The sequence below is a fragment of the Rhizobium sp. BR 314 genome (assembly GCF_047445805.1).
GTDB lineage: Bacteria > Pseudomonadota > Alphaproteobacteria > Rhizobiales > Rhizobiaceae > Rhizobium > Rhizobium lusitanum_B.
Map to the genome: position 1 here is coordinate 70,222 of NZ_JARWLA010000033.1, position 11,729 is coordinate 81,950.

Genomic DNA, 11,729 nt, shown 5'->3' on the forward strand with positions numbered 1-11,729 from the left:
TCGGGTGATTCGCGCCTTAGCGAAAGTCTTCTTCGCTCAGGTGCGAGATAGTTGCCTTGGCGAATTCGGAAAGCTGCAAGGGCAGGTCTTTGCGGCCGAACCAGCCGAAATCGGAGAGCTTGTCCGGCTCCATTAGCCGAGGCTCGCCGGAGAAGTCCTTGCATACATAGATCAGGGAGATCCAGTGCTGGCGATCCGCCTCTACGATCACTTCTTCGGTGCAGAGATAGTCGATCCTGCCGATCGAGAGGCCGCTTTCTTCTTCCGCCTCGCGGATAGCGGCTCTTGCGGCTGGCTCCATATGGTCGACTTTACCGCCGACGATGCTCCAGAAACCGGCCTCTGGCGCCTTGAGGCGCCGATACAGCAATAACTTCCCGTCCCGCAATATTGCGAGACCGGTTCCTAAACCTGGGAAATCGATGCCGGGCTTGCCCATGCGTACATCCCGAGATGTGCTGCTGGATGGGAGCGATCAGGCCTTGGCGTTGGCAACGATCAGCATGAAAGCCGGAATATCGTCGCCGAAACCGACTGGCGTCGGGCCGTCATCGTGGTCGCGGTAGCGGTTGCGGCGTTCGCGATGATCGTCGTTGGCAGCGGGGAAGGGCCGGTTGTTGTTGCGAGAACCGTTGTTGGACTTGTTATTGTTCTCAGACTTGCGCTCGTTTCTCACGCTCTCGGCCTTTGCTGGTGCTGCTTCGATCGCCACGACGCCATTATCCTCGACGTCGATATCAGATTTATGACTCGAGGCACTCCGGCCTCCGCGGCTGCGATCTCGATCGCGGCCCTTGTTCTTCTGGTCGCGGCGACGGGAAGAACGATTGTCGTCCGCGCTCTCGTCGGCCGGCGGCAGCGACGAGAGGTCGCCGTTAAGCCACTGAACATCTTCGCCAATGAGCTTTTCTATCGCGTCGACATGCTTGGTGTCGCGCTTCGTCACGATGGTGAAGGCAGCGCCCGAACGGCCGGCACGTCCGGTGCGGCCGATGCGGTGGACATAGTCTTCCGAGTGAATCGGAACATCGAAATTGAAGACGTGGCTGACATCGGGGATGTCGAGGCCGCGTGCTGCAACGTCAGAGGCGACGAGCAGCTGCAGATTGCCGTCCTTGAAGTTCTGCAGCATGGCCATGCGCGAGCGCTGATCCATGTCGCCGTGCAGCGCGCCGGCGGAGAAGCCGTGGCGATCCAACGAACGGAAGAGGTCGGACACGTCCTTCTTGCGATTGCAGAAGATGATCGCGTTCTTCAGATCGGTCTGCTCGCGAATGAGATCGCGCAAAGTCGCGCGCTTCTCGTAATCCTTGCCGTGCGAAGCGACGAAGCGTTGCGTCACGGTCTTGGCCGTCGAGGCAGGCTTGGCGACTTCGACGCGTTCCGGGTTCTGCAGGAACCGGTCGGCCAATTTCTGGATTTCGGTCGGCATCGTTGCCGAGAAGAACAGCGTCTGGCGCGTGAAGGGGATGAGCTTGGCGATACGCTCGATATCCGGGATGAAGCCCATGTCGAGCATACGGTCCGCTTCGTCGATGACGAAGATTTCGACGCCGCTCATCAAGAGCTTGCCACGCTCGAAATGATCCAGCAGGCGGCCAGGCGTGCAGATCAGCACATCGGCGCCACGCTCGAGCTTGCGGTCCTGCTCTTCGAAGGAAACGCCGCCGATCAGAAGGGCGATGTTCAGGCGATGGTTCTTGCCGTACTTTTCGAAATTTTCAGCAACCTGGGCTGCCAGCTCGCGTGTCGGCTCCAAGATCAGCGTGCGAGGCATGCGGGCGCGGGCGCGGCCCTTTTCCAGCAGCGTCAGCATCGGCAGCACGAAAGAGGCCGTCTTGCCGGTTCCCGTCTGGGCGATGCCGCAAATGTCGCGGCGCTGGAGCGCAAAGGGGATGGCACCGGCCTGGATCGGAGTCGGTGTGGAATAACCCGCGTCAGTCACCGCGGAAAGGACTTTTTGGCTCAGGCCAAGGTCAGCAAATGTTGTCAAAGGGAAAACTAGTTCCGTCTTGGTTCGGTCGAACACCATGAATCGACACGCAACAACGTGCCGGAATGCAGCGCGACATAGAACCAAATACCTGCGAAGTCAAGGAAAGCGGGCGCTTCTACCGGCCTGAAGTTAATTCCTGGCGCAATTTTCAGATTAGTGTCATCTTTGTTGCGCCTATGTCACAATTTTGGCGGCTAAATTGCGCCCATTCCACTGATGTAACTTGCAAGCTTCGCACCGGCATTGATGAAATACATCGGATCCACGGGGCGGCCGTTTTCCCTGACCTCATAGTGCAGATGCGTTCCCGTCGAACGGCCGGTGCTGCCGGCGAGACCGACTATGCCGCTGCGGTCGACCTTGTCGCCAATCTTGACGAGCACCTGTTCCATATGGCCGTAGCGGGTGGATATTCCGTCGCCATGATCAATCTCGACCATGTTGCCGTAGCCGCCCGTCCAGCCGGCCGCCACGACCTTGCCGGGAGCCGTCGCCTTGATCTTTTCACCGGGGCTGAAGTGAAAATCGGTGCCTGTATGGAGAGCCAGCGTGCCAAAGAACGGGTCCTTGCGATTACCGAAAGGACTGGTGACGAGCTTACCGGGTGCGGGGTTGCGGAACGGCAGGCTTTCTGCTGCGCCGCGTACGGTCTCCAAATGCGTCAGCGCGGTATCGAGGTCGGCCATGGATTGCTCGAACTGATCGACATTCTCCGGCGCGGCATAAGGACCGCCGACGCCGCCGTCTTCGTCCTTGCCGGCGGTACTTGCCACCTCATTCGGAAGCTTGATGCCGACATTGTGCATGATTGACTGAATTTCGTTTGCCGTACCGGAGGCATCAGCGGTGAGGTTGCGGATGCGGGTCAATTGGTCCTGTTCGATATGCTTCAGCGAAAGCGTCACCTTGGAAAAGACCCGATCGGCTCGATCCGCGACGGTTTCCGGAGCAGGAACATAGGCGAGGGTCGAGTTGTCAGGCGTTGCGTCCGCAGGCTTGCCCGACGACAGAAGCTTCTCGATTGCCTTCGGTGCCGTCAGCTGCGCATGCTCATTCTTCGCCGCTGGCGCATTGGCATCGGTCCGGGACCCCTTGTCCGTCAACCCGGAGCTTTCGGCCCGGTCGAGCAAGGCATTGAGCTTGCCGCCGCGTGAAGAGAGTTGCTGCTGCTGCTCGATGAGTTTGTCGACCTTTTCTTCCACCACCTGCTGATCGAGAAGCTGGCGGGAGGTGACGCGATCGACCTGCGCGCGCAGCGCGGCGATGCGGTCTTCGTAGTCGTATTGCATGCGGGCCTGGCGCGCCATCGTCGCACCGATCAGATCATCGCGCAGGACGAGGTAGGAGGTCGCCAGGAGGTAGCCAATCGAAAGGATACCGACCATACAGACGGCCAAAGCCGCCATCCACGGGCGCACGGTCATATGGCGTACCATATCGCCGCTGGCGAGGATGATGGTGTGATGGTGCTTTTGTTTGCCGAAAACCCGGTTTTGAGGCCTTGCTGTCACCGAGACTCTCCCAATCGATGCCTTTTGGCACCCAATGGAAGTACACGGTATTATGGTTAACGAATGCTTTCTGTTTCAGTATTGATTGCCGGAAAAAGTGAGTTTTATCAGTATATCATGCGTTGCTTGTGGAGGTCAGCGAGCGATAGAACGAGGGCGTCAGCCCGGCTTCGGCGCGCGCTATGTCATTGAACGGCGCCTTCAGCGAACCGCGGAAGTTTGCGCGAACCAATTCCTGGAATGTGCGGGCAGGATCGCGCTTCTCGCGCGCGCAGAGAAATCGGAACCACTTGGCGCCGACGGCGACATGGCCCTTTTCGTCGTTGTAGATGACATCGAGCACGGCCGCACTTTCCATGTCGCCGGTCTCTCGCATTTTTGTTTGCAGTGCGGGCGTCACGTCCAGCCCTCTGGCTTCGAGGATCAGCGGTACGACTGCGAGGCGAGCGGTGAGATCGGTGCGTGTCGCGTGCGCGGCCTGCCAAAGACCATCATGGGCCGGCAGATCGCCGTAGTCGGCACCGAGTTCGCGGAGACGATCTCGAACCATGCGGAAATGTTTGGCCTCCTCGAAGGCCACCTGCATCCAGCCATCGAAGAAGGAGTTGGGAACCGGCTCGGTTGCGAAGCGCGCGACGATGTCGAGGGCGAGGTCGACCGCATTGAGCTCGATGTGGGCAATCGCATGCAGCAATGCGATGCGGCCCTTCAGCGTATGCAGAGAGCGCTTCTCCATATGCTTCGGCGGCACCAGCTCCGGGCGCTCCGGCCGGCCGGGACGATCGGCAAGCGGCGGATCAAGCGGCGAACGCAGTGACAGGGTGCGCCCAAACCAGCGCGTCGCGGATTCCTGCGCAAGCGCAGTCTTGCGATCAAGGTCGGTAGACCGAATGGCGGAGATCGCGCCGCCACGCAGCGATGTAATCGCATTGGGATTGCCTGTCATGCCGTCAAAGCTCCTTTGCGGCAGCGAAAACATCCTCCGCATGGCCGGCGACCTTGACCTTATCCCATATTCTGGCGATCCGCCCGTCTGCGCCGATCAGGAAGGTCGAGCGGACGACCCCCATATAGGTGCGGCCATACATGCTCTTTTCCCGCCAAACGCCATAAGCCATCGCCATTGCCTTTTCCTCGTCCGCAGCCAGCGGAATGGAGAGGGCATGCTTCTTGACGAACTTGTCGTGGCTTTTGACCGAGTCGGGCGATACGCCGAGAAGGGCAACGCCGATCTTGGCAAAATCGGCTGCCAGCGCCGTGAAGGAAATCGATTCGGTTGTGCAGGCGGTCGTGTCGTCTTTGGGATAGAAGTAGATAACCAGCGGTTTCCCCGCAAAATCGGCCAGACGCACGTGTCCGCCACCGTCACGCGGAAGATCGAAATCTGCCGCTTTGTCGCCAATTTTCAGTTCAACAGGAGCAAGTTCCGTCACAGGAAAACCTTTCTTTTGCCGGTTTTTTAGATGACACACGGGGTGAGCCATATATACTGATCAGGTATGGCGTCCACATGGGACGCGGCGTCACCAAAAAAATTGTTGAGAACGAAAGGGACGCACAGGAGTGATCCGAGGCGAAAAGGTAACATTCCGCAAAAAGGATCTCGTGTCACTCGACCATTTGCCCTCCGCTCAGGTCGATGACCCGTTGATCGTGCATGTGCCCGAGCGCTCCCGCCGTAACCGTTCCCATGTCTGGCATGTCTGCCGTATCACGCTGGTTTTCTTCACGTTTCTCACCATCATCCTCGGGGCGGTGATCGTCACCATAGAAAGCGGTGTTTTCGACCAGCCGCTGTCGCAAAAGGCACAGATCGCGCTCGATAAGGCAATCGGCCCGCGCTACAAGGCAGAGGTCGGCGCGACCGCTATCCGCTTCACATCAGACCTGCGTCTTGCGCTCGAGGCGCGGGACGTCAATGTCGTCGATCAGGATAGCGGCAAGCATCTATCGACCATGTCGGTGGTCAATATGGAGCTCGATCCGTTTGCACTCGTCGAAGGGCGCGTGGAGGTTGCGAGCGTGGCGGCGGAAGGCATAGCGCTCGATACGTCGCTATTGCCGCAGGGCGATCCTGTGGATCTCACCGCATTGCGCGTGGATGCGCTGCCGAAAGCGCTGATCGCCGCCTTCGACAATCTCGATTTTCTTCAGCGGTTCGTGCAGCGCGGCGGTACGAACTCCGTGCATATTTCGGGCTTCTCCGTAAAGCTGGCGCGCGCGGAAGCTGCGCCCATAGCGCTCGTCGTAGATAACCTCACGTTCGAGCGTGCAGAGCAAAACCAGCTGCATCTTTATGGGCAGGTTGCCGTCAATGGCTCTGTGGCGACCTTGGATATCAGGGCTGAGCAGAAGGAAGCCGGCCGCACGTCCTCGCTGATCGCGAAAATTGCCAATCTCGACCTCCAGCCGCTGACGATGGTTTACGACGTGTCCGGCGCTCCGCGTCAGGGCCTCATGAGCTTTGCCGATGTGACGCTTTCGGCGGTCAAGGGGGACGCCGGCGTCGATCCGAAACTTGAGACATCGATCAAGATGCGGCCCGGCACACTCTACATGGATCGCGATCCACAGGATCTGACCGCGGCAAGCCTCAACCTATCCTATAATTTCGATCATCAGACGCTTGAGATTGCGCCATCGGAGGCGCAGTTCGCTCGGACCATCGTGCCGTTTTCCGGCGCACTTATCGATCTTGATCGCGTCGACGCGAATGCGGGCAAGGGCTTCGGCATCGATTTCCTGATCAAGAACGGCACCGCTGCCTCTTCGGTTTCCGGAGAGAAGCCCGTAAGCTTCGACGGTCAGGCGACCGGACGTTTTCTGGCGGCAACGAAGGAGTTTCAGTTCGATAACCTCGGCGTATCGACGCCGTTGGGTGCGCTGTTCGGCTCGCTGCATCTGAAGCTCGGAGACAGCTCGCCCGAAATCAGTTTCGGTGGCCGCGCGGATAAGCTTGACACTACTGCAGTCAAGCAGCTGTGGCCCTTCTGGATGGCGTCGAAACCCAGGACCTGGGTGGAGAACAATCTTTTCGGCGGCTCGGTCACAAACGCGATCATATCCGTTTTCATTCCAGCCGGAAGGCTGAGAGAGGCGTCGCAAACCGGCCGACTGCAACTCGGCCCTAATGAGCTGCATATCGCCTTCGATATCGACGGAGCGCGCCTCAACGTGCCCGGCGACATTCCACCGCTGCGCGATGCGAAGGCGCATTTCGACCTGACCGGCCCGAAGATGGCGGTCGATATCGCCAGTGCGACCTCCTATTTTCCGACAGGGCGCACAATAACGCTGAACAACAGCAACTTTTCGATCCCCGCCACATACGACAAACCCTTGATGGCCGATCTGGATCTGGAGATTTCCGGCGCTGGCGATGCCATCGGCGAATTGCTGACCTACAAGCCTGTTCAGGCGTTGCAAAGGACCGAATTCAAGCCGGAGGATTTCAACGGCAAGATCGTCGCGAAGATCGACGCGCGGATCGGCCTGATCAGCGACCAGAAACCGCCACCGCCCGACTGGCAGGCCAAGTTGACGCTCATCGATGTCGATCTGCTGAAGCCGATGAACAATCGCAAGATCACCGATCTGAATGGCGAGATCGACGCCGATCCGCAGTCGGTGCAATTGCAGGCCCAGGCTCAGATCGATGGCATTCCCGCGCAGATCAACATGGTCGAGCCCACCGACAGCAAGTCGACCGTCAAGCGCGGCCGGGTGATATCGGCAACTCTGACCGATGCTCAACGCAACAATGTTCTGCCTGGTCTGCGTGACATGATCGACGGACCGGTCAAGATCGAATTGACGCGCATCGACGATGAGCATCAGGGCGTCAAGGTCGATCTGGGCAAGGCCGCGTTGACGGTGCCCTGGATCGGATGGTCGAAGGGCAGCGGTATTCCGGCGAGTGCACAGTTCGAAGCGTCTGGTTCCGACAATCAGATGATGCTGAAGAACTTCGTGCTCAAGGGGGATGGTTTCGGCGCAGGCGGCGATCTCGTGATCAGCAAGGGGACCTTGACCTCAGCGAACTTCAGCGAGGTGAAGCTCTCGGCACTCGACGATTTCGGACTATCGCTGAAGCACGGCAAGGGCGGCGGCTACGATGTCTCGGTGTCCGGAAACTCGGCCGATATCCGCCCGATTCTCGCACGTATCAAATCATCATCAGGTGGGAAGCAGGGATCCGACGATCCCGCGAGCACAAGCGCGACCGTTCGCGTCAATCTCAACAAGGTTGTCGGCTTCAACGATGAATCGATCGGCAATCTCAAGGGGGTCTATTCCATTTCCGGCGGCAAGACGACGGCTGTCGATTTTGCCGGCGTTACCCGCAGTGGCGAGGCATTCGTCACCCAGATGAGCAAGGGCAACAATGGCGTGATCCGCATTACCAGCGGCGACGCGGGCGCGGTGGCGCGCTTTACCGACCTCTACAAGCATTTGCAGGGCGGCCTGCTCAATCTGTCGCTGCGCTCGATCGGGCAGGACGACTGGGACGGCTCGCTGGATATCCGCAACTTCTCCATCATCGATGAGAAAAAGCTGTCGACCATCGTTTCGACGCCAAGCGGCAAAAACGGCAAGAGCCTGAATTCCGCCGTGAAGCAGAATATCGATACGCGTGCGCAGAGCTTTGAGCGCGGCTTCGCCCGGCTGGTGCTGCGCGATGGGACACTGGCGGTCGAGAATGGCGTCGTGCGCGGTGTGCAGGTCGGGGCAACCTTCCAGGGGACCGTCAAGGACGCCAACGGCAAGATGGATCTGACAGGAACCTTCATGCCCGCTTATGGCCTGAACCGCCTGTTCGCGGAGGTTCCCATCGTGGGCTTCCTTTTGGGCAATGGCAGCGATCGCGGCCTGATTGGCATCACTTTCAGGTTAACCGGCAGCTTCGACAAGCCGACCATGCAAATCAATCCGCTGTCGATCATCGCGCCAGGGGTGTTCAGGTCGATATTCGAGTACTGATATCGCCTGATACTATAGAGCGGAAACTCCACAAACGATCATTGTTCTTCCTTCAATCGCGCCCGAATGAGGTCGGGTCCACCGTTCATCCGTCTGGCGAATGGTCGGTCGGGATCGACAATGCGCCAGAAGGGTGCAGTACCGGTTTGGCTGATTTGCACCAGATGTCGCTGAACGGTGACGGGACAGCAGGCATCGGCTCCATATTGCGCTGCAAGCGATTTTCTTACAGCGGCCACTTCGGACAATTCGCCCGGAGGTGCTGCTCGCAGCATGCGGGCGACCATGTCTTCGCTCGGGATCAACATGCTTTGAGTCGCGCTTCGGCCTTTGGCCCTCGTCTTGATGACAGGCAACTCTTTCATAATCCACCTCCGATGTTGTATATCCTAACAGAGGACGAACGCGTAATCCGTGATCCGACAAGCGGGCGCAAGAAAATCGCCGGAGATCGCCCGTGAATACATGAAGAAATGCTTTCGCCTTTGTCGACGTTCCGATGAGGCTATACTGACCGACAGCTATCGTGGGTCTCAATGGAACAATTGTAATCCGGACACTGTATGCTCGCTTCTTCGTCGGAAATATCGTCCCGCGGTATCAATCTTCGGCTGGGTGTAATTCCGTGAGAATGTATCTGTCTTCCTATCGCCTCGGCGACCATGCCGATCGATTGTTTGATCTTATGCGAGGGGAACGACGCGTTGGCATCGTCGCCAACGCCCTCGATTTTATTCCCGACAGCGCGCGGCGAAGATACGAGGAGACGGTCTACAGTCCACTGAGGGAACTGTCGGATCTGGGGGCCGAGCCTGAATATCTTGATCTCAGACGACACTTCGGAAACCCAGGTGCCTTGGAACAAGCGCTGAGAGAAATCGATCTGGTGTGGGTGCTCGGCGGCAACTCTTTTCTTCTGCGTCGTGCCATGAGGCAAAGCGGATTCGACGATCTGATACCGGGATTGCTGGAGGAGGACCGCATCGTCTACGGCGGATTCAGCGCCGGCGCCGTTGTTGCCACCGGAACATTGAAAGGAATCGATCTCATGGACGATCCCCACGAACTGGCGGAGGGATATGATCCGCCGGTTCTTTGGCACGGATTGGGCCTCGTCGATTTCTCCATCGTTCCACACTACAGGTCTGATCATGGGGAGGCCGATGCCGCAGAAAAAGCAGTGCGCTTTTTCGAAGAAAATTCTCTGCCTTTTCAGGCTATCCGGGATGGAGACGCAATCATCGTTGAAGATGGCGCGACCTCCTTATTTGCTCGCTGATTGACTTGTGGGCGTAACCTTCGCGACGCGGCAGAAGGATCTCAAAAATCAAAGCTATGATATGCATATGAAAAAGCCGGCGAGTGGCGCCGGCTTTCATTGCATTCCGAATATGAGCCGATCAAGCAGCCGGGCGGATCAGGATGTGCTTCTTTTTGCCAAGCGACAGCTTGATGACGCCATCGGCGGTGATTTCACCGGTGCTGATGACCTTGCGTTCATCGCTGACGGGCTCGTCGTTGATGCGCACAGCGCCGCCCTGAACGTGGCGGCGTGCTTCACCGTTCGAGGCGGCAAGGCCGGCGCGAACGACCAGCGACAGAAGCCCGATTCCGGCTTCGAGTTCGGATGCCGGCACATCGACCGATGGAAGGTTTTCGGACAGCCCGCCTTCCTCGAAGGTCTTGCGTGCCGTTTCGGCTGCCTGTTCGGCCGCTGCACGGCCGTGAAGGATTGCCGTGACTTCGGTGGCAAGGATCTTCTTGACCTCGTTGAGTTCTGAGCCCGCGATGGCGGAAAGTCGTGCGATCTCGTTCATCGGCAATGTCGTGAACAGTTTGAGGAAGCGCGGAACGTCCGCATCCTCGGTATTGCGCCAGTACTGCCAGAAATCATAGACCGGCAACAGATCGGCGTTCAGCCAGACGGCGCCGGAGGCAGATTTGCCCATTTTAGCGCCGGAAGAGGTCGTCAGTAGCGGCGATGTCAGTGCGAAGAGTTGCTTCGTCCCCATGCGGTGACCGAGATCGATGCCGTTGACAATGTTACCCCACTGATCCGAGCCGCCCATCTGCAGGCGGCAATCGTAGCGCTTTGCGAGCTCGACGAAATCGTATGCCTGCAAGATCATGTAGTTGAATTCGAGGAAGGATAGCGACTGCTCGCGGTCGAGGCGCGTCTTCACGCTGTCGAAAGACAGCATGCGGTTGACCGAGAAGTGACGGCCGACATCGCGCAGGAACTCAAGATAGTTCAGCGAGCGCAGCCACTCCGCGTTGTTGATCATCAAGGCCGCATTGCCCGGCCTGTCGTAGTCAAGGTAATTGGAGAAGCAGCGTTTGATCGAGGCGATGTTGTCCTCGATCATGTCGATGGTCATCAGCTTGCGCGCCTCTTCCTTGAACGAGGGGTCGCCGACCATGCCGGTGCCGCCGCCCATCAGGGAGATCGGCCGGTGGCCGGTCGCCTGCAGCCAGTGCAGCATCATGATCTGGGTGAGATGGCCGACATGCAGGCTCGATGCCGTCGGATCATAGCCGATATAGGCCGTCACGGTTTCCTTTGCGAAAAGGTCGTCGAGGCCCGTTTCATCGGAAATCTGATGAATGAAGCCACGCTCCTGCAGTGTGCGCAGGAAATCGGATTTGAACTCAGCCATGATCTTGGTCTCTCGACGCCGCGGTAAGGTCGTGCGGCGAACTCACTATTGTTGAATGTTGCCGGGCGCGTTTAGCATTGATTTGCCGGCGCGTCACCATTTTGGTTTGATGCAAAGGCCCGGTTTTGGTAGCCGGGCGGGGCGGTCGGCGCCATTTGTAATTTGGCGCGTCTCAACGTGAATGCACCGTAACATCGCCCCGATACTGCCCGGAATATGCCGCGCAATCGCCTGAATCGAAGCCTAACCCTTTGTTATTGATCCCGTGTGCGCCACATGTTTCGTGAAAGAAACCGGTATGTCACCTTTGCTATCGATGATAGGATTGTCGTTCAAAAAGACGATCTCTGCATTCCTCGCCCTGATGTTGGTTTTGGCAGGCGTTGTTGCCGTGAGTCCAGCTCAAGCGCAGGGCTCTCCTGAAAAGAGAATAGCGTTTGTCGTCGGCAACGCGGCTTACAAGGCTGGCGCCTTGGCGACGCCTGCCAATGACGCCGGCCTCATTGCGCAGACGCTTCAAGCCGCCGGCTTCGATGTGATCGGCGCGCGCGACCTCGATCAGAATGGGTTGCGCGACGCGATGAG

Annotated in this window: 10 protein-coding genes; 3 read left to right on the forward strand and 7 right to left on the reverse strand. The window is 58.5% G+C overall.

The annotated features are described in order from the left end of the window. Window positions 1–16: 16 nt before the first annotated feature. The 5 genes from QD461_RS28965 to QD461_RS28985 all read right to left on the reverse strand — a co-directional run bounded on the left by QD461_RS28965 (window position 17) and on the right by QD461_RS28985 (window position 4,940). Window positions 17–439 carry an NUDIX domain-containing protein gene (locus tag QD461_RS28965; RefSeq protein WP_414090670.1) on the reverse strand — a complete coding sequence of 141 codons (423 nt, stop codon included), beginning with the start codon at window positions 437–439 and terminating at the stop codon, window positions 17–19. Window positions 440–475: 36 nt separating this feature from the next. Then, window positions 476–1,993, reverse strand: a complete 1,518-nt coding sequence (locus QD461_RS28970; RefSeq protein ID WP_414090671.1) for a DEAD/DEAH box helicase — start codon at window positions 1,991–1,993, stop codon at window positions 476–478. 197 nt (window positions 1,994–2,190) lie between these two features. Beyond that, window positions 2,191–3,507 carry a peptidoglycan DD-metalloendopeptidase family protein gene (locus tag QD461_RS28975; protein WP_414090672.1) on the reverse strand — a complete coding sequence of 439 codons (1,317 nt, stop codon included), beginning with the start codon at window positions 3,505–3,507 and terminating at the stop codon, window positions 2,191–2,193. A gap of 115 nt (window positions 3,508–3,622) precedes the next feature. Further along, entirely contained in the window at window positions 3,623–4,453 is an 831-nt protein-coding gene (locus QD461_RS28980) for a ferritin-like domain-containing protein (protein ID WP_414090673.1), read from the reverse strand. Window positions 4,454–4,457: 4 nt separating this feature from the next. Beyond that, window positions 4,458–4,940 (reverse strand): peroxiredoxin, encoded by a 483-nt coding sequence (locus tag QD461_RS28985; RefSeq protein WP_414090674.1) that lies wholly within the window; start codon window positions 4,938–4,940, stop codon window positions 4,458–4,460. Window positions 4,941–5,070: 130 nt separating this feature from the next. Between QD461_RS28985 and QD461_RS28990 the strand changes: the two genes are divergently transcribed. Beyond that, window positions 5,071–8,487, forward strand: coding sequence for an AsmA-like C-terminal domain-containing protein (locus QD461_RS28990; protein ID WP_414090675.1), 3,417 nt, complete (start codon window positions 5,071–5,073; stop codon window positions 8,485–8,487). Between the two features lie 38 nt (window positions 8,488–8,525). Here the strand turns inward: QD461_RS28990 and QD461_RS28995 are convergent, their stop codons facing one another. Further along, on the reverse strand, window positions 8,526–8,852 hold the full coding sequence (locus QD461_RS28995; protein ID WP_414090676.1) for a hypothetical protein: 327 nt from the start codon (window positions 8,850–8,852) through the stop codon (window positions 8,526–8,528). A 308-nt stretch (window positions 8,853–9,160) separates the two neighbouring features. Here QD461_RS28995 and QD461_RS29000 point away from each other — a divergent pair, with 308 nt between their 5' ends. Next, window positions 9,161–9,766, forward strand: a complete 606-nt coding sequence (locus tag QD461_RS29000) for a Type 1 glutamine amidotransferase-like domain-containing protein (RefSeq protein WP_414090677.1) — start codon at window positions 9,161–9,163, stop codon at window positions 9,764–9,766. 121 nt (window positions 9,767–9,887) lie between these two features. On the opposite strand, the gene tyrS is transcribed toward QD461_RS29000, so the two are convergent. Further along, window positions 9,888–11,144 (reverse strand): tyrosine--tRNA ligase, encoded by a 1,257-nt coding sequence (gene tyrS, locus QD461_RS29005; RefSeq protein WP_414090678.1) that lies wholly within the window; start codon window positions 11,142–11,144, stop codon window positions 9,888–9,890. Window positions 11,145–11,442: 298 nt separating this feature from the next. Between tyrS and QD461_RS29010 the strand changes: the two genes are divergently transcribed. Next, the coding region (locus QD461_RS29010; RefSeq protein WP_414090679.1) for a caspase family protein at window positions 11,443–11,729 on the forward strand (287 nt) is incomplete at its 3' end.